21 protein-coding genes and 1 pseudogene are annotated in these 25,364 nt (G+C 71.3%); 12 read left to right on the top strand and 10 right to left on the bottom strand.

Annotation, left to right across the window (positions count from 1 at the left end; all coding sequences use genetic code 11):
- The 4 genes and pseudogenes from ACZ55A_RS30970 to ACZ55A_RS30955 form a co-directional block, all read right to left on the bottom strand.
- Positions 1-240 (bottom strand): annotated as a pseudogene (locus ACZ55A_RS30970) (sugar ABC transporter substrate-binding protein); the annotation flags it as partial.
- Between the two features lie 83 nt (positions 241-323).
- Positions 324-1,274: a sugar-binding transcriptional regulator gene (locus ACZ55A_RS30965; RefSeq protein ID WP_468847023.1), complete on the bottom strand. Its 951-nt coding sequence runs from the start codon at positions 1,272-1,274 to the stop codon at positions 324-326.
- Positions 1,275-1,455: 181 nt separating this feature from the next.
- Entirely contained in the window at positions 1,456-1,638 is a 183-nt protein-coding gene (locus tag ACZ55A_RS30960) for a hypothetical protein (RefSeq protein ID WP_468847021.1), read from the bottom strand.
- Positions 1,638-2,081: an MFS transporter gene (locus ACZ55A_RS30955; RefSeq protein WP_468847018.1), complete on the bottom strand. Its 444-nt coding sequence runs from the start codon at positions 2,079-2,081 to the stop codon at positions 1,638-1,640. Before ACZ55A_RS30955 ends, ACZ55A_RS30960 begins: the two co-directional genes overlap by 1 nt.
- Between ACZ55A_RS30955 and ACZ55A_RS30950 the strand changes: the two genes are divergently transcribed.
- The 8 genes from ACZ55A_RS30950 (at position 2,019) to ACZ55A_RS30915 (ending at position 13,683) form a co-directional block, all read left to right on the top strand.
- Positions 2,019-2,882 carry a DeoR/GlpR family DNA-binding transcription regulator gene (locus ACZ55A_RS30950; protein ID WP_468847015.1) on the top strand — a complete coding sequence of 288 codons (864 nt, stop codon included), beginning with the start codon at positions 2,019-2,021 and terminating at the stop codon, positions 2,880-2,882. The two genes, ACZ55A_RS30955 and ACZ55A_RS30950, sit on opposite strands and share 63 nt — an antisense overlap.
- A gap of 27 nt (positions 2,883-2,909) precedes the next feature.
- A complete protein-coding gene (locus ACZ55A_RS30945; protein WP_468847012.1) occupies positions 2,910-3,908 on the top strand; it encodes a zinc-dependent alcohol dehydrogenase family protein in 999 nt (332 codons plus the stop codon).
- A gap of 49 nt (positions 3,909-3,957) precedes the next feature.
- Positions 3,958-5,361: a xylulokinase gene (xylB, locus tag ACZ55A_RS30940; protein WP_468847010.1), complete on the top strand. Its 1,404-nt coding sequence runs from the start codon at positions 3,958-3,960 to the stop codon at positions 5,359-5,361.
- 273 nt (positions 5,362-5,634) lie between these two features.
- Entirely contained in the window at positions 5,635-6,618 is a 984-nt protein-coding gene (locus ACZ55A_RS30935; protein ID WP_468847008.1) for a cyclase family protein, read from the top strand.
- A 254-nt stretch (positions 6,619-6,872) separates the two neighbouring features.
- Positions 6,873-9,725 carry a SpoIIE family protein phosphatase gene (locus ACZ55A_RS30930; protein ID WP_468847006.1) on the top strand — a complete coding sequence of 951 codons (2,853 nt, stop codon included), beginning with the start codon at positions 6,873-6,875 and terminating at the stop codon, positions 9,723-9,725.
- Positions 9,726-9,906: 181 nt separating this feature from the next.
- Entirely contained in the window at positions 9,907-11,436 is a 1,530-nt protein-coding gene (locus ACZ55A_RS30925) for a sugar ABC transporter ATP-binding protein (protein ID WP_468847004.1), read from the top strand.
- Positions 11,433-12,485, top strand: a complete 1,053-nt coding sequence (locus tag ACZ55A_RS30920; RefSeq protein ID WP_468847002.1) for an ABC transporter permease — start codon at positions 11,433-11,435, stop codon at positions 12,483-12,485. The genes ACZ55A_RS30925 and ACZ55A_RS30920 overlap by 4 nt, the downstream gene beginning before the upstream one ends.
- 46 nt (positions 12,486-12,531) lie before the next feature.
- Positions 12,532-13,683 (top strand): substrate-binding domain-containing protein, encoded by a 1,152-nt coding sequence (locus ACZ55A_RS30915; protein ID WP_468846999.1) that lies wholly within the window; start codon positions 12,532-12,534, stop codon positions 13,681-13,683.
- Between the two features lie 11 nt (positions 13,684-13,694).
- Here ACZ55A_RS30915 and ACZ55A_RS30910 read toward each other — a convergent pair whose 3' ends face one another.
- From ACZ55A_RS30910 to ACZ55A_RS30895, 4 genes are all read right to left on the bottom strand, one after another.
- A complete protein-coding gene (locus ACZ55A_RS30910; protein ID WP_468846996.1) occupies positions 13,695-14,405 on the bottom strand; it encodes a trypsin-like peptidase domain-containing protein in 711 nt (236 codons plus the stop codon).
- A gap of 246 nt (positions 14,406-14,651) precedes the next feature.
- Complete coding sequence (locus ACZ55A_RS30905; RefSeq protein WP_468846994.1) at positions 14,652-15,377, bottom strand: hypothetical protein; 726 nt, start codon at positions 15,375-15,377, stop codon at positions 14,652-14,654.
- Between the two features lie 65 nt (positions 15,378-15,442).
- The gene (locus ACZ55A_RS30900; RefSeq protein WP_468846991.1) at positions 15,443-16,555 is read right to left on the bottom strand and encodes an NAD(P)/FAD-dependent oxidoreductase; all 1,113 of its coding nucleotides are present in this window, start codon (positions 16,553-16,555) and stop codon (positions 15,443-15,445) included.
- On the bottom strand, positions 16,552-18,570 hold the full coding sequence (locus ACZ55A_RS30895; RefSeq protein ID WP_468846988.1) for a LodA/GoxA family CTQ-dependent oxidase: 2,019 nt from the start codon (positions 18,568-18,570) through the stop codon (positions 16,552-16,554). Before ACZ55A_RS30895 ends, ACZ55A_RS30900 begins: the two co-directional genes overlap by 4 nt.
- Positions 18,571-18,845: 275 nt before the next feature.
- On the opposite strand from ACZ55A_RS30895, the gene ACZ55A_RS30890 reads away from it, so the two are divergent.
- The 3 genes from ACZ55A_RS30890 to ACZ55A_RS30880 all read left to right on the top strand — a co-directional run bounded on the left by ACZ55A_RS30890 (position 18,846) and on the right by ACZ55A_RS30880 (position 22,651).
- A complete protein-coding gene (locus ACZ55A_RS30890) occupies positions 18,846-19,853 on the top strand; it encodes a DUF2278 family protein (protein WP_468846986.1) in 1,008 nt (335 codons plus the stop codon).
- Positions 19,854-20,457: 604 nt separating this feature from the next.
- On the top strand, positions 20,458-21,210 hold the full coding sequence (locus tag ACZ55A_RS30885) for an IPT/TIG domain-containing protein (protein ID WP_468846984.1): 753 nt from the start codon (positions 20,458-20,460) through the stop codon (positions 21,208-21,210).
- A gap of 133 nt (positions 21,211-21,343) precedes the next feature.
- Positions 21,344-22,651 (top strand): IPT/TIG domain-containing protein, encoded by a 1,308-nt coding sequence (locus ACZ55A_RS30880; protein ID WP_468846981.1) that lies wholly within the window; start codon positions 21,344-21,346, stop codon positions 22,649-22,651.
- A gap of 41 nt (positions 22,652-22,692) precedes the next feature.
- Here ACZ55A_RS30880 and ACZ55A_RS30875 read toward each other — a convergent pair whose 3' ends face one another.
- Positions 22,693-23,889: an MFS transporter gene (locus tag ACZ55A_RS30875; protein WP_468846979.1), complete on the bottom strand. Its 1,197-nt coding sequence runs from the start codon at positions 23,887-23,889 to the stop codon at positions 22,693-22,695.
- 74 nt (positions 23,890-23,963) lie between these two features.
- On the opposite strand from ACZ55A_RS30875, the gene ACZ55A_RS30870 reads away from it, so the two are divergent.
- Entirely contained in the window at positions 23,964-24,722 is a 759-nt protein-coding gene (locus tag ACZ55A_RS30870) for a DeoR/GlpR family DNA-binding transcription regulator (protein WP_468846976.1), read from the top strand.
- A 58-nt stretch (positions 24,723-24,780) separates the two neighbouring features.
- Here the strand turns inward: ACZ55A_RS30870 and ACZ55A_RS30865 are convergent, their stop codons facing one another.
- A complete protein-coding gene (locus tag ACZ55A_RS30865) occupies positions 24,781-25,350 on the bottom strand; it encodes a TetR/AcrR family transcriptional regulator (RefSeq protein ID WP_468846974.1) in 570 nt (189 codons plus the stop codon).
- Positions 25,351-25,364 lie beyond the last annotated feature (14 nt).

The following is a 25,364-nucleotide window of genomic DNA, read 5'->3' as shown; positions in this document are numbered from 1 at the left end:
GAAATTCACCTTGATACCGGTCTCCTTGGTGAAATGCTCCGCGGTCAGCCGCTGAAGATCCACCATCTGCGGATTGTTGACCATCAGCACATTGAGGGTGTTCTTTCCGCTGCGGCCGATATCGCCGGCACCGTGATAGCACCCACCGGCCGCCAGGGCCATGACCAGGGCGACGGACATCCGGCGAACGGCGCGGCTGGGGCGGCCCCGGGCGGTCTTCCTACGGCGTCGAGCTCTCACAGCTGGCACCTTTCACCACACCCCCGGCGAGAATGCCCGATTCCTTCCGCGCTCCCTCCGATGGAGCAAGGAACCGCGTGGTCTCAGAGCAGGCTCTGGGCAACCCCGGCGTCGGTGACCAGGCCGTTGAAGAGGCCGGTCTTCATGGCCGCCGAGGCAGCCGTGGCCCGTTCGACACCGTCGGCCAGCAGAATCACCTCGGGCACCTTGCGCAATTCGTCAAAGCTGATGGCGATGACCCGTTCGGTGAGTTCGGGGGCGATTTCCCGGCCTTCCGCATCGAGCAACCGGCCGACGACTTCGGCGCACACTCCTCGGCTCCGGTACTCCTCACGTTCGGCCTCGCTGAGCGCGTCGTAGACGGTGGAGAGCCCCGGCCCCCATCCGCCGACGGTGACCACGGCCTTGGTCACCTGGCCGAAGCGGCTGACCGCATCGACGATGCCGGGCTGTTCACGCAGCATCCGGGCCGCCGTGGCATCGGGCAGCAGCAGGGGGGCGTAGATGGGGTGGACCACGCCCCGCGAGACGGTGGCGGCCCGGCGCACCGCCTCCACCGCGGTCTCGTTCACGGGGCGCAGCGGTGTCACGCCGCACAGCTGGACGACCGTGCACCGGGCGAGCGTGGTCAGGCCGAGCCCGACGGCCTCCATCTCCGGACCCCAAACGAGCCCGAGGACGTCGTTCTCGGTGACGATCTCGGCGAGCAGATCGGCCGTGACCGCGCCGAGCCGGCGGGTGGCCTGCACCGTGTCGTTCAGGACCTCCTGCCGCGAGTCGATGACGATGGCGTGTTGGAGGCCGTACCGCGTGCGCAGGGCGTCGGAGAGTCCGGCGTCGAGTTCGGCGGGCAGCCGTATCTCCAGGCGGATCAGGCCGTCGCGGAGGGCGGTCTCCAGGGTCCGGGCCACCTTGAACCGGCTGATACCGAATTCCTCGGCGATCTCCATCTTGGATTTGCCTTCGAGGTAGAACCTCCGGGCCATCGCAGCCGTCTGCACCAGGTACTCCGGCCCGGTGTGGTGTGTGCGCATATCCGCCCTGGCCTTCCTGCCCAGCCGCTGCGATGCAGTGCTCGAATGAGCCGGTACGTCTCATTTGCACCTTTTCTTCATTAAAGCTCCCCGGAGGGTGCTGTCAACGCGCCCACCGCCTGGCGCTCCGGCCGGTGCGCGACGGCGGCGACGGCGGGTTCCGTGTGCGGCTCGGGGGTTTTCATGCACAGCACGAGGACGGTGCTGAGCAGATGCAGGGCGGCGTAGACCACATGACTCCGCCGATGCCGAGCACACCGATGAAGACCGTGCCGATGAGCGGGCCGAAGGCCATGCTGGCGCCGGCGCCCAGCGTGTAGGCCGACATGATCTGCCCCTTGCGCTCCGGATCCTGCGAGGTCATCAGCGGCGGCAAGGGCGCGTACCCGGCCATGCCGACGCCCAGCGCACCCGCGGCGATCGCGACGGCCAGGTAGTCGCGGCCTGCGGTCTCGGGTAGCTGCTGTGCGCGGAAGCCGTGGCGTGGCAGACCGCCCAGCAGGCCGCGCCGGCCATCATCACCCGGCGCGGCCCCCACAGGTCGGAGAGCCCGCCCGCCAGGAAGGCACCCACCGCGGCGGTGACGCCGTACACCGTGAAGATGACGCCGACGCCCGCCTCCGCGAAGCCGAGGTCGATCTTGAATCTCACAGAGAATTTCAAGCACTTCACATAAAGTGTGTGATGTTCTAGGGTGAGAGCACGCCGGAGGACCGTCGCGGAAACGAACGGGGGATGCCCACGATGAGAGCGAGTCGCGGCTCCGAGGCCGAGGTGGAGGAGCGCCGTCAGGCGGTGCTGCGCCATGTCGCCCAGGAAGGCGAGATCCGCATCGCCGACCTCGCGGAGCGCATGCACGTCAGCGTGATGACCATGCACCGGGACCTCGACAACCTCCATGAGCGGCAGCTGCTGCGCAAGGGCCGCGGCGTGGCGACGGCCTTCTCCAACGTCGCCATGGAGAGCGCGCTGCGCTTCCGCGAGAACGCCAACGTCGAGGTCAAGACCGCCATCGCGGACGCCCTCGCGCAAGAGGTCGCCCCCGGGGACACGGTGCTGATCGACTGCGGCTCCACGCTCTTCCCGCTCGCCCGCCGGCTCGCCACCGTCGAGGGAATCCGCGTGATCACCAACTCGCTGCGCATCACCTACCTGCTGGCGGCGTCACCGGCCGAAGTGACGCTGCTGGGCGACCGGTTCTACGAGGACTTCGAGTCCTGCGCCGGCCCGCAGACCCGGCGTCAGCTCCAGGACATCCGCGCCACCGTCGCCTTCGTCACCGCCACCTCGGTCCGCGACGGCCGGCTCTTCCATCCGGTGCGGGAGTACGCGGAGACCAAGCAGGCGTATCTCCAGGCCGCCGACCGCGCCGTACTGGCCGTCGACCACAGCAAGTTCGGCCGCACCGCCACCTACCCCTACGGCGATGTCAGCGGCTACGACCTGCTGGTCACCGACGCCGACACCCCGGAGAGCGAACTCAAGCCCGTCCGGGACCTCGGTGTCGAGGTCCGCACCGTCGATCCCCCACAGCTGAGCCGGCCCGAGCCGGGTCTCCCCGTACCCCGCCCGAGCGCATCCCCGAGCGCATCCCCGAGTGCCCCCTGAGCGCACCCCTGAGAAAGGCCCCGATCCATGCGTGCTGTCGTCATCCACTCCCCCGGGCACTACGAGGTCACCACCGTCGACGACCCCGCCCCGGGCCCCGGCGAGGTCATCGTGGCGCCCGCCGCGGTAGGCATCTGCGGCACCGATGTGCACATCGTCCAGGGGGAGTTCGCGCCCACCCCGTACCCGATCGTTCCCGGTCACGAGTTCACCGGCGAGATCGTCGCGCTGGGGGCGGGGGTCAGTGGTCTGCGCACCGGCGAGCAGGTCGCCGTCGACCCGTCGCTGTTCTGCGGCGCCTGCCACTACTGCTCGATCGGGCACGGCAACCTCTGCGAGAACTGGGGCGCGATCGGCGACACCGTGGACGGCGCGATGGCCGAGTACGTCAAGGTCCCGGCCGCCAACTGCTACCGGCTGCCCGAGAGCGTCGATGTCGCGCAGGGCACGCTGATCGAGCCGCTGTCGTGCGCGATCCGCGGCTTCGACGTCCTGCCGCGCCGTCTCGGCGACCACTACCTCATCTACGGCGCGGGCACCATGGGCCTGATGATGCTCCAGCTCGCCAAGGCCGCCGGCGCGGCATCCCTCTCGGTCGTCGATCTCAACAAGGACCGGCTGGAGATCGCCCGACAGCTCGGCGCGGACGCCACCGCGGTCAGCGCCTCGGCCCTGGACCGGCCGCAGGGCTGGGAGACCGTCATCGACTGCACCGGCGTCATCCACGTCATCGAGGACGGCCTGACCCGGGTGCGCCGCGGTGGCACCTTCCAGCAGTTCGGCGTCGCACCGTCCGCGGCCAAGGCGTCCTTCTCGCCGTTCAGCGTGTACAACGACGAGATCACCATCGTCGGGTCGATGGCCGTCCTGCACAGCTTCGGGCGCGCCGTGGACCTGATGGCGAAGGGGGTCATCGACGCCGACACGATGATCACTCACAGCTTCGGACTGGACGACTTCGGCGCCGCCCTCCAGACGTTCCGGGACGGCTCCGGCCGCAAGATCCAGCTCCGCCCCCAGGCCTGAACTCCCCTGCCCCCTCGTCCCGTTGCACGGAAGCGGAAGCGACATCGTCATGCCCACAGTTGCCGGGGTGGACTCCTCTACCCAGTCCTGCAAGGTCGTCGTCTGCGACGCCGACACCGGTGAAGTCCTGCACCGCGGCCGCGCCGCCCATCCCGAGGGCACCGAGGTCGCCCCCGAGGCCTGGTGGCACGCGCTCCGCGAAGCGGGCAACGGCCTCCTGGAACACGTGGATGCCATTGCGGTCGCGGGTCAGCAGCACGGTCTGGTGGCCCTCGACGCGGCCGGGCAGCCGGTGCGCGACGCGCTGCTGTGGAACGACACCCGTTCCGCGCAGGCCGCGGCGGATCTCGTCGATGAGCTCGGCGGGCCGGAGAAATGGGCCCAGGCGGTCGGCACCGTACCGGTCGCGGCCATCACCGTCGCCAAGCTGCGCTGGCTGGCCGAGCACGAGCCGCGACTCGCGGACCGTACGGACCGGGTACTGCTGCCGCACGACTGGCTGACCTGGCAGTTGTGCGGCGGCACCGGGTCCCGCGCGGAACCGGTCACCGACCGCGGGGACGCCTCCGGTACGGGATACTGGTCGCCGGCCGAGGGCGCCTACCGCCGCGACCTCCTGGCCCTCGCCTTCGGCGACCGCACCCCCGAACTGCCCCGTGTGGCCGGCCCGTACGAGGCGGCCGGCCGTACCCCCTACGGGGCACTGGTGGCACCGGGAACCGGTGACAACATGGGCGCGGCCCTCGGACTGGGCATCCAGCCCGGCGACGTGGTCATCTCCCTCGGGACCAGCGGCACCGCCTTCGCCCTCTCCGAACGCCCCACGGCCGACCCCTCCGGCGCCGTCGCCGGCTTCGCCGACGCCACCGGCCGCTTCCTGCCGCTGGTGTGCACCCTCAACGCCGCCCGGGTCCTCAGCTCCACCGCACGCATGCTCGGCATCGCACTCGACGACCTCGGCCCGCTCGCCCGCGAGGCCGAGCCCGGCGCCGGTGGCCTGGTCCTGCTCCCCTATCTGGGCGGCGAGCGCACCCCCAACCTCCCTGAGGCCGCGGGCAGTCTGATGGGCATGCGCAAGGCGAACATGCACCCGCCGAACTTCGCCCGGGCAGCCGTCGAAGGCATGCTGTGCAACATGGCCGATGCCCTCGACCGGCTGCGCGCCCAGGATGTCAGCGCCCGGCGCGTCCTCATCATCGGAGGGGCGGCCAAGGCACCCGTGGTGGGCGAGATCGCCGCCGAAATCTTCGGCACCCCCGTCACCGTGCCCGAACCCGAGGAGTACGTGGCTCTCGGCGCGGCCCGCCAGGCCGCCTGGGCCCTGACCGGCACTCCCGAGCCACCGCACTGGCCCCTCACCCCGTCACGGCAGATCCCCGTCCCCACCGACAGCTCCACCGGCCACCGCATCCGCGAGGCGTACGCGGACGCCCGCTGGATGGTGTACGGATAGCTCGCCAGGCGCCCGCGGCGCTCCGGCGGACGCGTTTGAGCTCGTTCTGCCGGGGCGTAGGCACGGCGCTACTGCCCGTGATGCCGGCCAGGGAGACCAGAAGAACGGCGCAGATGCATCCGCGGGACGAGAAGCGCACGATGAGGGGAAGGTCCAGCCCCCGGACGACTCGGGATCACCGATGAAACGGCATCAAGAACCTCATCGCGCCCAGGACCATGGTGCGCGGCACGAGGGCGGTGGATGCGGTCGGCAACAAGGGCACGGTGGGCCTTGACGCCACGCAGACCGACCGAACGCCCCGCTGAGGCAGCGGCTCATGCGCCGGGCGTCACCGGAAACGGGCCCGCTGTTTCGCGCCAGGAGTTCGATGCGCTGTTCGCGACGGTCCGTACGTGGGGCCGCTGGACGGCGGCCGACCGCGGGGCCTGGAACCGGGTGACCCCGGAGCACGTACGGCGGGCCACCGCGCTGGTCCGGTCCGGGACGGTGGTGGCGTTGGGGCGGCCCTGGAGCACGGCGGCCGGCCCGGACAACAGCAAGCCCGCCCTGCACTACATGTCCGACCTGGGCGACGTCGAGGCACCTGAACCCTCCACCTACAAGGACTTCATCGCCGTCGACTACCACGCCAAGGCCGTCAGTCATCTGGACGCGCTGGCCCATGTCGCCTACCGCGGTCTCCTCTACGACGGCCGCGTGGCGCATGAGGTCATCGATGCCGGTGGTGCCCGCTTCGGTGCCGTCTCGGCGCTCGGGCCGCTCGTGACCAGAGGCGTGCTGCTGGACCTGCCCGCCGTTTTGGGGTGCGCATGGCTGGAGCCCGGACGGGCTGTGCACGCCGCGGACCTCGTGGCCGCCGAGGAGGCGCTGGGCGTGACGATCGGTGAGGGCGATGCGGTGCTGCTCCGGTCCGGCAGTCTGCGGCGCCGCAGGGAACGGGGCGCCTGGAACCCCGACGCGGCGAGCGCGGGCCTTCATGTGGACGCCATGCCGCTCCTGGCCGAGCGTGGTATTGCCCTGCTCGGCGGCGACGGCGACAGCGACGTACGGCCCTCGCCCGTCGACGGTCTGCATTCGCCGGTGCATGCGCTCGCCCTCGCCGCAATGGGGGTGCCGCTCCTGGACAACCTCGATCTCGAAGCGCTCTCCGCCGCCGGCGCCGAGACGGGCCGTTACGCGTTCCTGCTCCAGGTGGCTCCGCTGGACATCCCCGGCGGCACAGGCTCGCCGGTCAACCCGGTCGCGGTCCTGTGACGGACGGGCCGTACGGAGCGGGAGGCGGCCGCGACACAGGGCTTCGCGGGGCGGTCCCTGGCACCCAGACGTCGGGAAAAGGGCAGGTCACCGGCGTGATCGCGAGGATGCGTGGGCGGCCGGCGGGCAGGGGGAACCTCCGCACCGGACAGTTCCGTTACGTATTCAAAGGCCTACAATTGGATCAAACGGTACAGCTACTCCGACGTACGGGTGGCCATGGGCGGTACGTACGGATAGGGGAAGTGATGTGGATGGGCCTCGCGGGAGAGGGGCTCGGTCCCGCACGCGCCCGTGAGCAGTTCCTTCGCGGTGAGTCGGTGGAGGGGGGCGTGCGGAGCTCGATCCTGAGTTCATGGCAGCGCTCCCGGTCGCTGGGGCTCTCACCGGACGCGTGCGAGCTTCCCTACGACCAGGACCTCGACGTGGACGGCCGGCTCGTCCGCGCCGCCGAGCCCGTACTGGACCGGCTGCGGTCCCGGTTCGACGGCCGGAACATGAACGTGTGCCTCGCCGATGGACACGGGGCGGTGCTGCAACGCCGCTTCGGTGAATCCTCCATGGTCAGAAGCCTGGCCCCGATCCAGGCCGTCCCCGGCTTCGTCTTCGCCGAACAATTCGGCGGGACCAACGGAATCGGGCTGGCGCTGGCGGAGCGAAAGCTGATCAACGTCTACGGTGCCGAGCACTTCGCCGAACGCGCCCAGTCAAATGCCTGTTCGGCAATCCCCGTCCGGGACCTGCTCAGTGGGCGCATAGAAGGCATCCTCTGCTTCGGCTACCCGCTGACCGAGGCGGATGCTGCCCTGGACACCGTGATCAGCCGGGCGGCCCGGGCCATCGAAGGGCGGATGCTGGAGCAGAGTTCGACCAGGGAGCGCGGCCTGCTCCAGGCGTACCTCGATGCCCGGCGCCGCTCGCCGGCCGACGCCGATACCGGCAACGGGCAACTGGGCGCGCTCGCCGAGAGCGGACTGGACTGGCGTGACCAGATGATCCTCAAGGAGCGGGCCACCGAGCTGATCTCCTCGGCCCAACGGGCCGCCGTCGAGGTGCCGTTGCCCGGCGGCCGGCGGGTCACGTTGCTGAGCCACCCGGTGACCAGCCCCTCGGGGGTGGAGGGCATCGTCATCGAAGCGGTCCTGCCCTCCCGGCAGCAACGCCTGACCGTTTACTCCGAAACCGGCGCACCGGGTCCCCCACCGCCGCGGCAGGTACCCGACGCGACCGCCGCGCTGCGCGGGCGGCCGCTCGGACCCGTACCCGTACCCGGCCCGGCAGCCATCACGGCGCGCAGGCCCGCCCCCGCCGGAGACACCGCCGCCGACGGTGCGACCAGCGGACTGGTGCTGGTGGGCGAGCCGGGCGTGGGCAAGTACGCGGTGGCGGCCCGCCGTCGACTGGAGCTGCTGTCCGAGGCCAGCACCCGCATCGGCACCACCCTGGACGTGAGCCGCACCGCCCATGAACTCGCCGAGATGGCCGTCCCGTGCCTGGCCGACTTCGTCACCATCGACCTTCCCGAAGCGGTGCTGCGCGGCGAGGAGCCGACCGATCCGCGCACCGGCCTGTACCGCACGGTGGTGCACGGCTACCGCGACGACTGCCCCTTCTACCCTGCTGGTGAGCCGGTCGACCTTCGTCCCACCACCCCTCAACTCCGTTGTCTGGCCAGTGGACAGCCGGTGCTGGAGCCCGACCTGCGGACCGCTGCGGGCTGGATCTCCCAGGACCCCGTGCACGCCCAGCGCCTCCTCGACCACAACGTCCACTCCCTCATCACCGTCCCCCTGCTCGCCCGCGGCATCGCCCTGGGCGTGGCGAGCTTCTACCGCGCGCGGGATCCCGCCCCGTACGGCGACGACGACCGTTCGCTCGCCCAGGAACTCGCCACCCGCGCCGCCATCTGCATCGACAACGCCCGCAGGTACACCCGCGAACACACCATGGTCGTTGCCCTTCAGCGCAGCCTGCTGCCGCAGAGCTTCCCGGAGCTGAACGCCATCGAGGTCGCCTACCGCTATCTGCCCGCCAAGTCCGGGGTCGGCGGGGACTGGTTCGATGTCATCCCGCTCTCCAGCAGCCGCGTCGCCCTCGTCGTCGGGGATGTCGTCGGCCATGGGCTGCACGCCGCCGCCACCATGGGCCGGCTGCGCACCGCTGCCCGCAACTTCGCCGGACTGGACCTCGCCCCGGACGAAGTCCTCACCCACCTGGACAATCTGGTGGGGCGTCTCGACCGGGACGAGCAGTGCGAGGACCCCGCCGTCGACAGCACCGCGATCATCGGCGCCACATGTCTGTACGCGATCTACGACCCCACCTCACAGCAGTGCGTGATGGCCCGGGCCGGCCACCCGCCGCCCGCGCTGGTGCACCCCGACGGCGTCGTCACCTTCCCCGATCTGCCCGCCGGCCCGCCTCTCGGACTGGGCGGTCTCCCCTTCGAAACCGCCGAGTTCCACCTTCCCGAAGGCAGCCAGCTCGTCCTGTACACCGACGGGGTCATCGAGGACCGCGACCGCGATCTCGACACGGCCCTCGACCAGCTGCGGCAGGCCCTGGCGCACCCGGACCGCCCGCCTGAGGAGACCTGTGAGGCGGTGCTCCGGACCGTGGCGCCCCCGTGCCCCGCGGACGACATCGCGCTGCTCGTCGCCCGCACCCACGCCCTCGATCCCCACCGGATCGCCACCTGGGACCTGCCCGCCGACCCTGCGCTGGTCTCCGGAGTCCGTGCCGCCGTGACCCGCCAGCTGACCGAATGGGGGCTGGACGAGGTCGTCTTCGCCACCGAACTGCTGCTCAGCGAGCTGGTCACCAATGCCATCCGCTACGGCAACGGCCCCATCCAGGTCCGCCTGCTCTACGACCGCACGCTGACCTGCGAGGTCTCCGACACCAGCAGCACCGCCCCGCATCTGCGCCACGCGGCCACCACCGATGAGGGCGGCCGCGGCCTGTTCCTCGTCGCCCAGCTCACCCAGGCCTGGGGCACCCGCTACACCGCCGAGGGCAAGGTCATCTGGGCCGAGTGCGCCCTGGAGGTACCCGGCGGAAAGCCCACCACCGCCGCGATGCATTTCGACGACATTCCCGCCATCTGACGGGCCATCCGGCCTGGAGGACAAAGAGCGCCGTAGCATGCGGAAATGCGACAAAGAGCGCTGATCGTGCCTTGCGGTACCACCCGGCAACGCACCCTCACCGCACTCACACCGCAAAGCGCCCTTGCAGCATCGCCGCTTCCGCCAGAGAGAACCAAGAGGCCGACCCCCGGAGAAGTCTGTGCCTGACGCTCGTGAGACCAGCCCTCCCCCGCGCCACGGCCCAGAACCTCTCGTCCGGATACGCGGTCTCAGCAAGCGGTTCGGCGGCACCCTGGCGCTGGACGCGGTCGACCTCGACATCCACTCCGGCAGCGTCCTCGCGCTGCTGGGGCCGAACGGTGCCGGAAAGTCGACCCTCATCAAGGTGCTCGCGGGCGTCCACCACGCGGACGAGGGGACGGTGACCGTCGCCGGGCACCCGCTCGGCACCGAAGCGGCCGCCCGCACCATGTCCTTCATCCACCAGGACCTGGGCCTGGTCGAGTGGATGACGGTCGCCGAGAACATCGCACTGGTCACCGGCTACCCACGCCGCTCGGGGCTGGTGTCCTGGCGGACCACCCGCAGCCGGTGCGCCGAGGCCCTGGGCATCCTCGCCGCGCACCTGGACCCGGGCGCCACCCTCGGCGACCTCCCGCGAGCCGAACGCTCCCTGGTGGCCATCGCCCGCGCCCTGGCCACCGAGGCCCGACTCATCGTCCTCGACGAGCCGACCGCCAGCCTCCCGGCCGCGGACTGCGCGCGCCTCTTCCACGTCCTGCGCTCCCTGCGCGACCAGGGCCACGCCCTTGTCTTCGTCACCCACCGGCTCGACGAGGTGTACAAGGTCGCCGATGTCTTCGCCGTGCTACGCGACGGCCGCCTGACCAGCCAGGGCCCGCTCGCCGACTACCGCCCTGCCCAGCTGGTGCACGACATCGTCGGCCATGAACCGGGCGGCTACCGGATCGCCCCCGCCACCGGCCCGGCCCTGCTGAGCCTCGACGGCGTACGGACGGCGAACACCGCACCGGTCAGCCTGGAGCTGCGCGCCGGCGAGGTCCTGGGCATGGTGGGCCTGACCGGCGCCGGGCACATGGAACTGGGCCGCGCCCTGGCCGGCTCCGAACCGCTCCTCGGCGGACGGGCACTGCTCGACGGCCGGCCCTACAGGCCGGGCACGGTCGCCGCCGCGGTCGACGCCGGCGTCGGCTTCGTGACCAGCAACCGTCAGGAGGAGGGCTGCGCCGCCGAGCTGACCGTACGGGAGAACTTCCTGGCCAACCCCCGGGCGGACGGTCTGACGGCCCTTCACTGGATCAGCCCCCGGCGCGAACGGGCCGAAGCCACCGCCCTGATGGAGCGGTTCGCGGTGTCTCCCCGGGACAGTGAGGCGCCGCTCTCCACCCTGTCCGGCGGGAACCAGCAGAAGGTCATGGTCGGCCGGGGCCTCCGGACGAGCCGGCGGCTGCTGATCCTCGAAGAGCCGACGGCCGGGGTGGACGTCGGCGCCAAAACGGCGGTCTACCGCCTGCTCCGGGAGGCGCTGGCCGAAGGCCTCGGTGTCCTGCTCCTCTCCACCGACTTCGAGGAGGTCGTCACGGTGTGCCATCGGGCCCTGGTGTTCGTCCGCGGAGTGCAGACGGTGGAGCTGAGCGGGGAAGCCCTCACGGTCACCGGGCTCGCCCGCGCCTCTTCCGCCATGGCCGCTCTCACCGGGACAACATGACGATGACCCGCTCCCCCGCTCCCCGTCCCCCGCTGCGCCGCCGGGCCGGCCACCTCATCGGGCCCTATGGCCTGTTGGCCCTCACGGCCCTGCTGTTCCTGGCGTTCTCCCTCGCGCTGCCGGACACCTTTCCCACCCTGGACAACATCTCGGCGGTGCTGTCCAACCAGTCGATCCCCGCCATCCTCGCGCTCGGCGCCACGATCCCCATCGTCACCGGCAAGTTCGACCTGTCCATCGGCTACGGTCTCGGCCTCGCGCACGTCATGACGATGCAGCTCATCGCCAACGAAGCGTGGCCCTGGCCGCTCGCCTGCCTCGTGGTGGTCGTCGGCGGGGCGGTCTTCGGCACCCTCAACGGTGTCGTCGTCGAGTTCGCGAAGATCGACTCCTTTATCGCCACCCTGGGCACCGGCAGCATCCTGTACGCCCTCACCGGCTGGATCACCAACGGCGCCCGGATCGTCCCCGGCCCGCACGGTCTGCCGGCCGCCTTCACCGACCTCTACGACTCCCGCTTCCTCGGCCTGCCGGTCTCCGCCTTCTACGTCCTCGCCCTCACCGCCGTACTGTGGGTGCTCCTGGAGCGACTGCCGCTCGGCCGGTACCTGTACGTCATCGGCGCCAACCGCCGCGCCGCCGATCTGGTGGGCATCCCCTCCCGGCGCTACGTCATCTACGCCTTCGCCGGTTCGGGTCTGGTCGTCGGTATCGCCGGTGTCCTGCTCGCCGCGCAGCAGCGCATCGGCAACCCCAGTGTGGGGCTGGACTACCTGCTGCCCGCGTTCGTCGGTGCGCTGCTCGGCTCCACCGCGATCAAGCCCGGCCGAGCCAACGCCCTGGGCACCCTGGTCGCCGTCGTCATCCTCGCCATCGGTCTCGCCGGCATCGGCCAGCTCGGCGCCCAGTTCTGGGTCACCCCGCTGTTCAACGGCGCCACGCTGCTGCTCGCCGTCGGCATGGCCGGCTACGCCGCGCGCCGACAGCTGCGCCATCGTCGGACGGAGCCTCCCCGAACACCGCATGACCTGTCCAAAGTCGCCTCGTAGCCCCCGCTGTCCCCCTCGCGCCGTCCCCTCCGCAAGGAAGCGCCCCGTGTACTCGAACCGCAGGACCGTCCTCGGCAGCGCAGCCGTGCTCGCGGTGGCGGCCGCCGTCCTCGCCGGCTGTGAGCGCGGCGCGTCGACCGGCACCGGTCCGTCCTCGGCGAAGCCGGAGCAGCCCGGCTGCCCCGCCGTCCTGGCCGGGGCCAAGGCGGCGGTTCGGCAGGCCGAGAAGACCAACTCCGCATGGCACGGCCCGGTCAGCGGCCCCAAGGCCGCCGCCGGCAAGAGCATCGTCTACGTCGCACAGACCATGACCAACCCCGGCGTCGCAGGCGCCGCCCAGGGCGTGCAGGAGGCCGCGAAGACCATCGGCTGGCACGTCCGGGTGATCGACGGTCAGGGCACCCCCGCCGGTATCCAGGCCGCATTCAGCCAGGCCATCGCCCTCCGGCCGTCGGGCATCGTCATCGGCGGCTTCGACCCCAATCTGACGTCGCAGCAGGTCGCGAAGGCCAACGCGGAACACATCCCGCTCGTCGGCTGGCACGCCGTCGCCTCCCCCGGCCCGAGCAGGAAGCCCGAACTCTTCAGCAATGTCACCACCAGGGTGGAGGACGTCGCGAGGATCAGCGCGCAGTGGATCACCGGGCACTCCAACGGCCGTGCCGGAGTCGTCGTGTTCACGGATGCGTCGATTCCGTTCGCCAGGCACAAGTCCGAACTGATCAAGAAGGCACTTGCCGCCTGTTCCGGTGTGAAGCTGCTGGCGGAGGAGAACATCCCGATCTCGGACACCAGCAGCCGCACCCCGCAGGAGGTCTCCTCACTCCTCTCCCGCTTCCGGGACAGCTGGACGCACTCCGTCGCCATCAACGACGTGTACTTCGCCGATGCCGCACCGGCCCTGCGCGCCGCACGTAAGAAGGGCGGCGCCGCCCCCTTCAACATCGGGGCGGGAGACGGCGATCCCTCCGCCTTCCAGCGCATCAACGGCAGACAGTTCCAGACGGCCACCGTTCCCGAGCCGTTCTCCGAGCAGGGCTGGCAGATCCTCGACGAATTCAACCGCGCCTTCGCCGGCCGGCCCGCCAGCGGCTACGTCGCCCCCGTGCACATCAGCACCGCCGCCAACAGCGGCGGCGCCACGACCTGGGACCCGCCCGGCTACCGGGCCGCGTACCGGAAGATCTGGGGCAGGTAGGCGGTCGTGGTTCAGGTGGCGAGGTGGAAGCCGGCGCCGACTCCGCCGTGGGCGTTCATCTCGTCGATGATGCTCAGGATCGGCGAGCTGTGCTGGGCGCCCCACGCGTTGCCGACCAGCGTCTGACCGGCGACGACGGGGGAACCGGAATCACCGCCGTTGGTCCAGATGAGGTGGGTGAACCAGATGCCGTGGGTGCCGAGTTTGATGCCGCAGGTGAGGCCCGTCCGGTGGCCTTCCTTGCACATGCGGGTCCCGTTGGCGGGCGGGGCTCCGATCGACGTGATGGTCACTCCGCCGACGGTGCTGGTGGGAGCGACCCGGTTCTCGTCGAGGGCGATCACCGCGTAGTCCAGGCCCTTGGGGCCGGTGTTGAGCAGATTGTTGGGCGTACTGACGTAGGTCACCGTGCCGATGGCCCCGGTCTTGAGGTCGGGGCGGCTGTCGGTGAGCGGGGCGGGGGCGGCGGCGGTCCCTGCGGGCGAGCTGTCCAGGTAGACCTTCTCGCCGACCAGCTTCTTGCCCTGCTCGTCGATGAAGCAGTGGGCGTTGGTCAGGCCTACGAGGTTGCCGGCCGCGTCGCGGCCGACCGCGGTGAGGGTGCAGATGTAGTAGCCCTTGGGGTCCTCCGGGCTCGGCTGGAGCCGGAAGATGATGCCGGTGCCTCCTCCGATGGCCGTGCGCGTATCTGCGCTGGCAGAGGGGGCTGTGCCAAGGGACATGGCCGCCAGGAGGAGGACAAGACCAAGGGCGCGGAACACGTGTAACACACGTAACATGCGATCACTTCCCGTGTGAGGCTGGGACGGCCGGAGCGAGGACCGCCGCTCCAGCCGGCCGCCGGATCGGCGTCACGCCTATAGCAGCACAACAGTCCATTAGTGACTATGTGACGTGTGTCACTCAAGACGCGCCCGGCCCGGGCACGACCGTGTCGCGCCCGGGCCGGGTGTGATGGTGACGGGGTGTCAGTTGTTGAGGCTGGTGTGGTTCCACCAGCCCTGGCGGCCGACGGTGAAGTCGACCGTCGCACCTGCCCCGTTGAGCTTGCCCTGGTACTGCTGCCCCGTCTTCAGGGGGCTTTCGACCAGCCTGTCGTGGGCGTCCTTGATCGACTCGATGACGAGGGCCGGGACCTTCTTCAGCATCGTCGGGTCGATGGGCTGCTTGGTGGTGACGGTGACGGCCTCGTCCCAGTTGGGGCGCGCGGCGAGCTGATGTGCGAGGTGGATCTCGTCGCCCTCGCCGAACACCAGGTAGGTCAGGTAGTCGGGGTAGGGGAGGTTCCCCAGCTTGCGGAAGGAGAGCACGTCTTCCTTCTTGCACTCCACCGTGGTCTCGCTCGTCGTCATCTGCTCGAAGGTGCGGCCGCCGTCGGGCTGGACCACGACCCGCTCCAGATGGACGGAGAACTCCTTGCCGTTCTGCAACTCGGGGAGCAGGAAGTGGTGCGGGCAGCGCAGGGAGTAGAAGACCCGCTGGTTCTCGTGCTGCGCCCGGTCCTTGAGGTACATCTCGCGCAGTTCACCGTTGTCCTTGATGGTGAAGCTGAAGACCGCCTGGAAGTCGTGGCCGGACTGCGGGTTGTACAGCGCCAGGTGGTAGAAGAAGAGCTTCTTCTTGCCCAGGATCAGGAAGCGGTGGATGTGCTCGTGCCCGCCGGCGTGGGCGGGTTCGGGGTTGTTGCTGCTCATGGTGGGTCTCGCCTTTCCTCAGTGGGGTGGGGAGTTGGGGGGGTTGGGTGAGGGTGGTACGGGGCTCAGGAAGGGGGCCGCTGTCGTCTGGCCCAGAAGGGGCGGTCGGACCAGCGGGTTTCCTGGGCGTGCACGACGCGGTGGCCGTGCCGGTAGGCGGTACGGGCCGTGGCGACCTTTGTCGCGTAGTCGGCCAGGGCCGCCCGGTCACCGTGCAACCGGGCGTCGACCGCCTGACCCGCGCTCAGCCCGGTGTAGAGGGCGGTGAGGATGCCCTGCGAGCTGAGCGGGTCGAACGCGGCCGCCGCGTCTCCGGCGGCCGTCCAGCCTTCGCCGTGCACCCGGTCCAGATGTGCGCTGTGCGCGGGGGCGCGGCGGGGTGGCCGCACGGTGGTGAGGCCATGCGGGCGGGCCCGGCGGGAGATGTGCCGGGTGGCCAGCAGCCGGTCACGGAACTGCTCGGCGCCGTGTGCGGCGGTGAGCAGGTCGGGGTCGGTGAAGTAGGCGACCAGGCGGTGCCCGGAGGGCAGCAGGGCGGTGTACCACCAGCCGTCCTCATCGGATTCGACCAGGGAGCGGCCGTCGTTGGTGGTCCGCGGGGCCGGGTCGAGGCGGAGGTGGAGGGCGGTCAGCCGGTCTCCGGTGTGCCGCCGGGCGCCGGAGCGGACGGCGATCGCGGCGCCCCGTCCGGTGGCGTCCACCACCCAGCGGCAGCGGACCGTACGCTCCCCGCCCGCGCCGAGGCGTGCGCGCAGGGCGAGCCGCCAGGTGCCGTCCGGCTGCCGGGCGGGGCGCCGGACGGCGGTGTGCTCGGCGACCTCGGCGCCCGCCGCGCGGGCGGCGGCCCGCAGCCGGCGGTCGAAGAGCGGCCGGTCGAGGTGCCAGCCGTGGCCGTAGGGGTCGTTGATGAAGTCCACGGCGTGCAGTTCGGACGAGCCCCAGGCGGACAGATTGCCGTGGCAGGGCAGATGGCCGGTGCCCAGGACCGGCCGGTCGACGCCGAGGTCGGCCAGCAGCAGCCGTCCCGTCGACACCAGTGCCTCGCCCGCTTTGGGCGGGCCGGTGCCGGCGTCGGCCAGCAGCACCGTACGCCCGGCCCGTACGAGGGCGAGCGCGGCGGCGCAGCCGGCCGGGCCACCGCCCGCGACCACGACGTCGTAGGCGGGCGTGGGGCTCACGGGGTGCCGCGGACGGGGTCGAGCTTCTCCAGGTACCCGGCCGCGATCGCCGCCTCGTCCCGGCCGGTCGCCGCCTTGATCTCCTGTACCGCCTGTTGCACGAGGCTCGCCTCGACGGACTCGGCCGAAACGGTTCCGCTCCAGGCGTCGGCCGCGGCGGCGAGTTGAGGCGATCCCGCCTCGGGTACCTGGATGTTGATGAGGTTGGCGTGGTCCGGTGCCGGCGGATACCCGGGCTCGGACTCCACCTGCATGAACCGGGGGAACTTCCCGTCGCCGACCTTGTACTCCTGTGTCTGGACGATGCCGAACTTGTACCAGTCGTCGATCATCTGGCGGCGCTGGACGTTGAAGTCGGTGCCCTTCAGGCCGCGCAGCCACACCGCCCGGTTCTCGAAGGCCTTCTCCCTGGCGCTGTCGTCGCTGCCGGACGGCTTGGTGTTGACGGTCTTGAAGTCGGATTCCTTGAGGACGTGGTTGGGCACCTGGGCGGGCCAGAAGGTCGGCAGATAGGGGCTGTAGCGGGGGCCGAGCCCGGCAATTACCTCATAGCCGGAGCGGCAGCTCGCCGCGTCGCACTGCCAGGGGGCGGCCATCCAGCGGGTGAGGTCGCCCGGCCCCTGTGCGTGCAGCGGACCGTTCTTGCCCAGGGCGTCCTGGACGGTGAGCACCTCGCCGTAGTCGGGTTCCGGGTTCTCCGGCGTGCGGTGCAGGATGCGGAACGGCTCGGAGTACATGGTCTTGTGCCGCACCGGCCAGGTGACCTCGCAGCCGGGATGGAAGGCGTCGGCGGCGCAGTTCTCCAGCGCGGCCCGGTCCAGCAGGCCCGGCTGTTCGGTGACGGGCGCCTTGTCCACGTCGGGGTAGCCGGTGCGGGGCGGGCCGGAGGTGAAGTGGCCGTCGGCCCACAGGGCCAGCATCCGGTCCTGGGCGCCGGAGAGCGTGATGTGCTGCCGTACGGAATTGGGCCTGCTGGACATGGCGTCGCCGTAGAGCCACGGCCAGGGGACCGGGGACATGCCGTCACGGCAGTAGTCACGCATCTGGACGTAGACCTGGCGGCGGAGTTCACGGCTGGCCACGCCCGGGTCGGCGAGCCGTTTGCGCAGGTCCGGGTCGCGGAAGTCGTGCGGTCCTTGCCAGCCGAACTGGGCGGCAAAGCCGTGGTTGACCCACTGCAGATCACAGAACCGGCCCAGCAGCGGTTCGATGTGGTCCGGGTAGGAGACCTGCTGCACGGCCGGCAGCGTCTGCTCGGTGACGAACACGTCGTAAAGCAGGTCGTAGAGGGTGCGGACGGTCTTCACGCCGGGTGCGTAGTGCGGCGGGGCGACCACGACCCAGCCCGGCGTCGCGGCCTTCGTCACGCCCCCGATGGTGACCTCCGCCGTGACCGGGCCGTCGGAGACGTCGTCGTACCAGGTGTCGTTGTTGGTGACGCCGGTGATCGGCTTCTCGGGTGTGGCGTAGGAGGCCGACTTACCGTGACCGCCGACGACCACCAGACGGCCGTCGGCCTGGGTGGCGGCCGAGCCCAGGGCGACCGCCTTGTTCATGATCTTCCCGGCGAAGGTGGCGGTCTCGTGCCGGGAGGCGTGCAGGATCTGGCGGCCGGGATCGATGACGAGTTTCTTCCGGTCCGCTCCCGTGACGTCGAAGTTCCGCCGGCGCAACTGGTTGCCCGGCAGCCCGTGGGCCTCGGGTATGTCGAGCGGGATGTGGAACTGGTACCAGGCGGCCTTCTTGTTGGCCAGGTGTACCGACCACTTGATCTCGGTCACGCCCTCTTCGCCCAGCTTGAGTTCCCTGACGACCTCACCGGCCTTGTTGTAGCCGTAGACCCGGAAGCGGGCGGCCTGACGGATGAGCTTCCCCGAGCCGTCCTTGTAGGACCCGGCCTTCAGGGGCGGCTGGTCCGGTGATTCGGGTCCTATGAAGGGCTGGTCGTCGCTGTTGCCGACCCGGGCTATGCCGATGGCGGGGTGGATCTTCACCTGTACGATCTGCTGGTCCATCGAGGAGCCTTTCCTTGGGCGATACGCAGAGGCCCCCCGACGGCTCGACCGTAGGTTCGCCGTCACTCGTACGGCGACTGCGAGACGTCGCCATGGCCGCAGGATTCACACCTTCGAGTGACCTTCGCCCGCCTCGCCTCTCGCCCCCTGCCGTGCTCGGCGACCATGCACCGCGCGGCGCGCATCCGGCAGTGGCGGTCGGGTGAACTCGGGCTGCTCCCCGTTCGCCCGTGGTTGCCGGGCGGGGATATCCCCGACGAGCCGGAGGATGACAGATGCCCCTGAAGAATTACGGTGTGCTGGCAGCCCGCGCCGTCGCGCGGAAGCGCGAGGGCGGCACCGACACGCCGCACTACGAGATCCATCTGCGCGACAACCGCGGCACCAACTACCGGGCCGCGGTCAACGTCCTGTCGAGCGACGCCCCCGCCGAATTGCTCTACGTGGTGGACGACGACTTCCGCCACCCACTGACGCAGCAGCTCCCGGCGGCCGGCGAGGGATGGCGGGAGCTGCCGCGGCAGGCGGGCGGGGGCGGTCTCGACTTCATCCGCGGCAACCTCTTCGACCCGGCCGCCCTGCGCGTCCTCCCGCCGGATCTTCCCGGCGTCGACAACGACCTCGCCGACCTCTTCGACCATTACGTGCAGCGCGCGATCAGCGATCAGACGACGGGCGTATACGTCTTCGGGGAGCGGTGGGGCCCCAAGCCCCAGGAGGAGGATCCCCTCTTCGGCTTCCGGCCCGGGGACGGCGTCCACGAGATCCATATGAACCAGGGCAACAACGCTCACCACCGTCGCGAGGACGGCGTCTGGCAGGACGGCGGGATGCTCTTCCACCTGCCGGCCGAGTCCCGGTGGATCGCCGTGTTCCTCGCGTTCCAGTCCCAGGTCTGGCACACCGACGACACCACCGGTCACGCCCTCCCCGCCGCGCCGCCCCGGCCCACCGACGGCGCCCGGCCGCTGCGGATCATGGCCGCGATGGTCAATCCCTTCGGCCCGGCACCGGAGGCCGAGACGGTCACGCTGCTCAACACCTCCCCCAGCGCCGTCGACCTCACCGGCTGGCACCTCGGCGACCGGGACCACCACCTGCTCTCCCTGCCCGCCCGACAGCTCGCCCCGGGTGCCACCCTCACCGTCCCCGTGAGCGACGGTTTCCAGCTCGGCAACCGCGGCGGGGCGATCACCCTCCTCGACCCGGCCGGACTGAAGGTCCACGGCGTCGTCTACACCGCGCAGCAGGCCGCTCGTGAGGGCGAGACGATCACCTTCTGAGCGGCGCGGGCCGGCCTCGCGCCCGGCCGCCGTCGGCCGCCGGGTACGGACGGCAGGTGGTGCGACTCCGGATCCACGCGCCCGGCCGTTCGGGTGACGTAGCGTCAATGCCCTTGCTGGTGCGTTCACTCCGATGGGTTACTGACTGCGACCAGTCCGGTGGGCCGCCCGTCCTCTCCGGGGAGTGACGGCCGGCTCGCCGTTCTTCCGGCCTGCGCACGGCGGCGGCTGTGGTGCCGCGGTGGGCTCCCCGTAGAGGATCCGGTATCTGCCCGGCGGTGCCGTGCCCCGGCACACGCCAGTGCGGTGGCTCGCGACCTCACGCAGGAGCGTGTCATGCCAACTGCCCGCAGTGCCCGATTCATGAGCCCGGCCTGTGCTCCGGCCGCGGTGCCGGCCGAGGTACGGCCGCGGCGTGCGCCGGACGACTACGACCCACCGCGCGACGCACCCCGCTCTGCCCGCTGACGGTGCCGCCGCGGGACGGTCACCTGCTTCGCCCGCGGCGGCGACTGTCCCGCGACGACGGTGAACGACCGCCCCGCCCACGGCAGTTCACCTCTCCTCAGCAATCCCGAATCCCACCCCGACAAAGGAAACAGCCATGCCCCTTTCCCCCAATCAAGGATCCACCGGCGGCGGTACCGTCGTCACCATCACCGGTACCAACCTCGGCGGCGCCACCGCCGTGCGCTTCGGGTCCAAGCTCGCCACCATCACGGCCAATACGCCGACCTCGGTCACCGTCATCTCCCCGGCGGGGGTCGGCACGGTCGATGTCACGGTCACCACACCCGGCGGCACCAGCAACCCTGAGTCGTTCTTCTACCTCGGCCCGCCGTTCAAGACCGCGCTGACCCCCACTTCCGGTGCCACCGCCGGCGGCAACACCGTCACCCTCTACGGCACCGGCCTGTCCACGGCCAACACGGTGCGCTTCGGCGCCGCCACCGCCGTGCCGACGGTGGTCAACGACAGCCAGCTGACCGTCACCGTGCCGGCGGGCGCCGCGGCCGGGCCGGTCAGTGTCAGCGTCACCACCGCCGGCGGCACCAACAACGGCCTGACGTACACCTACATCGACGCGCCGACGGTCGACGCGCCGAACCCCGACTCCGGTCCGGCGTCCGGCGGCACCACGGTGACCCTGCGCGGCACCAACCTGCGCACCACGCAGTCGGTCGCCTTCGGTGGGCAGCTGGCGCCGTTCACCGTCGTCGACGACACCACGCTCTCCGCGATCACCCCGCCCACGCCGGACGGCAACGCCGGTCCCGCCACCGTCACCGTCACCACCGCGGGCGGCAGCGCCAGCTCGCCGACCCCGTTCAACTACCTGGCCGGCCCCGGCATCTGACCCGGCATCCGGACCGCCCGCGCGGGTGCGGTGTCGTTTCACCCGCGCGGGCCCCGGCGCCCTCGACGAACCCCGGCCGGCTCTCCCTCTCTTGGCCGCGGCCGGGGCTCACCCCTTTCGGAGGAACCTGACCGTGAACGGATCCGTACCCCCGCCCACCCTCTCTCTCGCCGCCCGGCTGCCGAGCGTCAGCAGCGTCTCCCCGGCCACGGGTCCCAGCTCGGGCGGCACCAGCGTGACGATCTCCGGCAGTGGCTTCACCGGTGCCACCGCCGTGCGCTTCGGTACCGCGACGGCGCCCTCGTTCATGCTCAGCTCCGATACGCAGCTCACCGCCGTCGCGCCTCCCGGAACCGGAACGGTCCAGGTCACCGTCGCCACGCCCGCCGGCACCAGCACCCAGCTCGTCACCTATGCCTACACCCCGGTGTCCGCGACCACGCTGACCGCGGTCAGTCCCCTGTCCGGGCCGGTGACCGGCGGCAACACGGTCACCCTCACCGGTACCGGACTGGCCGCTGTCACGGCGGTGCGGTTCGGCAGCGCGGCGGCGGCCTCGTTCACGATCGTCTCCGACACACAGCTCACCGCCGTCGCCCCGGCCGGTACCGGAACCGTCCAGGTCACCGTCGCGACATCGGCCGGCACCAGCAACGGGCGGCCCTACACCTACGCGACGGCGCCGGCGGTGACCGGGGTGGGCCCCAACCAGGGGCCGCTCGCCGGCGGCAATACCGTCACGGTGAGCGGCACCAATCTGGGCGGTGCCACCGCGGTCACGTTCGGAGGCGCCGCGGCGACCAGCTTCACGGTGGTCTCACCGACCCGGATCACCGCGGTGGTTCCGGCGGGGATCGCCGGTCCGGTGAGCGTCACGGTCACCACGCCCGGCGGCACCCACACCCTCGGGGCCGGCTACTTCTACCTCCACGCGCCGGCCCTCATCAGCGTCAGCCCGAGCGCGGGCCGGCTCTCGGGAGGCAACACGGTCACCCTGACCGGGGCGCGCCTCACCACGGCCACCGCCGTGCGCTTCGGGAACACGCCCGCCGGTTCCTTCACCGTGGTCTCGGACACCCAGCTCACCGCGGTCGCCCCGCCCGGAGGCGCGGGCCCCGTGCAGCTCACCGTCACCACCCCCGGGGGGACCAGCGGTCCGGTCACCTACACCTACGTAGGGGCCCCCACCCTGACCGCTCTCAGTCCCGGCCAGGGGGCCATCTACGGCGGGAACACCGTCACCCTGACCGGCACCGGCCTCGCCCGGGCGACCGCGGTGCTGTTCGGGACGGCGCCCGCCGCCTTCACCATCATCTCCGACACCCAACTCGCCACCGTGACCCCGCCCGGCACCGCGGGACCGGTCGGCGTCACGGTCGTCGGCCCCGGCGGCACCAGCGCCCCCGTGACCTACACCCGCCTCGACCCACCCGCCATCTGAGGTCCGGCCACCCACGGGCTGGGGTGACTGCGTTACGTCGGTCAGACGGTCTCTGCCTCCAGAGGGGTGGGGGCGGGGCGGCGGGACCGCAGGATGCCTGCCGTGCAGGCGGCGGTGAGACAGCACGCGACGGGCAGGAGGAACGTGAGGTTGAGCGGGACGAAGTGGGTCAGCGGACCGATGACGGCGGGACCGGCGAGCATGCCGAGGTAGCCGAGACCGGCGACGCGCGACACATTGGCGCCGGCAGCGTCCTGGTCGATGTGGCCCGCGGCGCTGAAGAGTTGGGGGATGCAGCCGGACAGCCCGGCCCCGAACAGGGCCCAGCCGAGCAGGGCCGGCGCGGCCCACGGGGAGAGCGCGGCCAGCGTCAGGCCGAGCCCGGCCAGGGACGCGCCGTGCCGCAGGATCGCGACCGGGCCGAAGCGCGCGGCCATCCGGTCGGTCAGCAGCCGGCCGACGGTCATGGCGGTGGCGAAGGCACCGTAGGCGAGCGCGGCGGTGGCGGCGGGCGCGCCCAGTACCTCCCGCAGGTGGAGCACGCTCCAGTCGTTGGCGACGCCTTCGCACAGCATGAGCATCAGGGCCAGCACGGCCAGCATCCAGATGCGCCGGGGCGTCCGGCGCCGGGTCTGCGCCGCGGCGGGGGTCCCGGTGGTGCGGGCGGGGTCGGGCCGCAGCAGGGCGGGGACGATCAGTGCGCTGACGACGAGGCCGAGGAGTGCGACCGCGCCGAGGGTCACCGCCGGGCTCCAGCCACGGTCGAGGGTGCGCGCGCCGGTCAGTGCGGCAAGGACGCCACCGATGGAGAAGGTGGCGTGGAAGGCGGACATGACGGGCCGTTGGTAGCCGCGCTCCACCTGGACGGCGTGGGCGTTCATGCTGACGTCCAGGCAGCCGTTGCCGAACCCGAGCACCAGCAGGGCGGCCCCCAGCGTCCAGCCGTTCGTGGCCAGGCCCGGCAGGACGAGCGCGGCGCTGCACAGCGCCGCACCGGCCGGGACGACGGTGCGGGCTCCGAAACGGTCGGTGAGCGGGCCGACGAGTTGCATACCGGCGAACGCCCCCGCGCCGAGCAGCAGCAGGAGCCAGCCGAGCACGGCATGGCTGATCTGGGCACGGTGCTCGACGGCGGGCAGGTGGACGACCCACATCCCCATCAGGAAGCCGTTCAGGGCAAAGCAGGCAAAGGTGGCCAGCCGGCCGGCCCGCAGCGGGTTCTCTCTGTGAACAAACATGGAAAAGAACATAGCGAACATGATTGATGTTCGTAAGCTTGCTATTCGAGCGCCTTCGATGTTCAATCTGGGGCATGGCGAGCACTGACCGACTGAGGCAGATCACCGACGCCGTGCGCGCGGCGGGCCGTATCGGCGTGGCGGAACTGGCCACCCTCACCGGCGCGTCGGAGATGACCATCCGCCGCGACCTGGAGGTACTGGCCGAACAGGGGGTGCTGGAGCGCTACCGCGGCGGGGCCAGAAGCCTGCTGCTGCGCGGCGCGGAGCCGCCCTTCGCCCTGCGGGAGCAGGACGGCCAGGAGGCCAAGCGGCGGATCGCGGCCGAGGTCGCCGGGCTGATCGCCGACGGCGAGTCGGTCGTCCTCGACAGCGGCACCACCTGCCTGGAAGTGGCCCGCGCGCTGGAACACCGCCGGCTGACCGTGATGCCGCTCTCGCTGCATGCCGCGAACGCACTGGCCGCGGCACCGCAACTGACCCTCCTGGTACCCGGCGGCCGGCCGCGCCCGGGCGAACTGGCCCTGACCGGCCCGCTGACCGCGGCCTCGCTGAGCGCGCTGCGCTTCGACACGGCCGTCATCGGATGCTGCGGGGTCAACGCGTCGGACGGCCTGACCGCGTACGACCTGGACGACGCGGCCGTCAAACGCGCCGCGATCGCCTCCTCCCGCCGCATCATCGCCGTCGCCGAGGCCCCGAAGCTCTCCCGTACCGCGCTGGCCTTCGTCACCCCCGCCTCCACACTGCACGCCCTGGTCACCGACGCCACCGCCCCGGCGGAGGAGACCGATGCGCTGGCCGCCGCGGGTGTGACCGTACGGACGGTGTGAGGCGGGCGGCGGCCCGGTGGCCGGCCGCCGCGCGATGGTCGGCCCATGCCGGGGCTTGTCAGGCCGGCGGCGGCGCGGCGAGGACGGCTTGGACGAGATGGTCGGCGTACGCAGGGGTGAGGTGGGCCGGGCGGAAGAGGATGCGGTACATCATCGGTGCCACGACATGGTCGATGACCGCTTCGGCAGTGGGGCCGGTCTCGCCGCGGGCGGTGGCACGGGCGAGGATGGCCTCGATCTGGTCGGCGGCGTAGTCCGAGCACCGGCCGGCGTTGCTGCCGTCGGGGTCGCCGAGCAGCGCGTCGCGGATGTAGGCGCGCCCCGGCCCGGAGGCCATCTCGTCGAGGAAGTGCCGGGCCCACGAGGTCAGGTCGGCGCGGAGGCTTCCGTGGTCGTCCGGCTGCTGGTCGGGGCGCAGCCGCTCGACCGCCACGTCGGAGAGCAGTTCATGGAGGTCGCCCCAGCGGCGGTAGACCGTCGACGGGGTGACACCTGCGCGGGCCGCAATGGCCGGCACGGTCAGCGCGGCGCGGCCCCGCTCGGCCTCCAGTTCCCGTACGGCGGCGTGCACGGAGGCCTGGACGCGGGCGCTGCGACCTCCGGGGCGGGCCATGGGTTTGGGGGGCATGGCACCACCTTAAG

The organism is Streptomyces sp. NPDC034111 (assembly GCF_055575375.1).
This window is presented reverse-complemented; position numbering and strand designations above follow the sequence as displayed.

Bases quoted from the DNA above. Each gene is read 5' to 3' on its own strand.
- ACZ55A_RS30865 (WP_468846974.1), bottom strand. From the start codon at position 25,350: ATGCCCCCCAAACCCATGGCCCGCCCCGGAGGTCGCAGCGCCCGCGTC.
- ACZ55A_RS30890 (WP_468846986.1), top strand. From the start codon at position 18,846: ATGCCCCTGAAGAATTACGGTGTGCTGGCAGCCCGCGCCGTCGCGCGG.
- ACZ55A_RS30960 (WP_468847021.1), bottom strand. From the start codon at position 1,638: ATGACCTCGCAGGATCCGGAGCGCAAGGGGCAGATCATGTCGGCCTAC.
- ACZ55A_RS30895 (WP_468846988.1), bottom strand. From the start codon at position 18,570: ATGGACCAGCAGATCGTACAGGTGAAGATCCACCCCGCCATCGGCATA.
- ACZ55A_RS30950 (WP_468847015.1), top strand. From the start codon at position 2,019: ATGAGAGCGAGTCGCGGCTCCGAGGCCGAGGTGGAGGAGCGCCGTCAG.
- ACZ55A_RS30905 (WP_468846994.1), bottom strand. From the start codon at position 15,377: ATGAGCAGCAACAACCCCGAACCCGCCCACGCCGGCGGGCACGAGCAC.
- ACZ55A_RS30955 (WP_468847018.1), bottom strand. From the start codon at position 2,081: ATGGCGCAGCACCGCCTGACGGCGCTCCTCCACCTCGGCCTCGGAGCC.
- ACZ55A_RS30910 (WP_468846996.1), bottom strand. From the start codon at position 14,405: ATGTCCCTTGGCACAGCCCCCTCTGCCAGCGCAGATACGCGCACGGCC.
- xylB (WP_468847010.1), top strand. From the start codon at position 3,958: ATGCCCACAGTTGCCGGGGTGGACTCCTCTACCCAGTCCTGCAAGGTC.
- ACZ55A_RS30930 (WP_468847006.1), top strand. From the start codon at position 6,873: ATGGGCCTCGCGGGAGAGGGGCTCGGTCCCGCACGCGCCCGTGAGCAG.
- ACZ55A_RS30965 (WP_468847023.1), bottom strand. From the start codon at position 1,274: ATGCGCACACACCACACCGGGCCGGAGTACCTGGTGCAGACGGCTGCG.
- ACZ55A_RS30875 (WP_468846979.1), bottom strand. From the start codon at position 23,889: ATGTTTGTTCACAGAGAGAACCCGCTGCGGGCCGGCCGGCTGGCCACC.
- ACZ55A_RS30885 (WP_468846984.1), top strand. From the start codon at position 20,458: ATGCCCCTTTCCCCCAATCAAGGATCCACCGGCGGCGGTACCGTCGTC.
- ACZ55A_RS30920 (WP_468847002.1), top strand. From the start codon at position 11,433: ATGACGATGACCCGCTCCCCCGCTCCCCGTCCCCCGCTGCGCCGCCGG.
- ACZ55A_RS30870 (WP_468846976.1), top strand. From the start codon at position 23,964: ATGGCGAGCACTGACCGACTGAGGCAGATCACCGACGCCGTGCGCGCG.
- ACZ55A_RS30945 (WP_468847012.1), top strand. From the start codon at position 2,910: ATGCGTGCTGTCGTCATCCACTCCCCCGGGCACTACGAGGTCACCACC.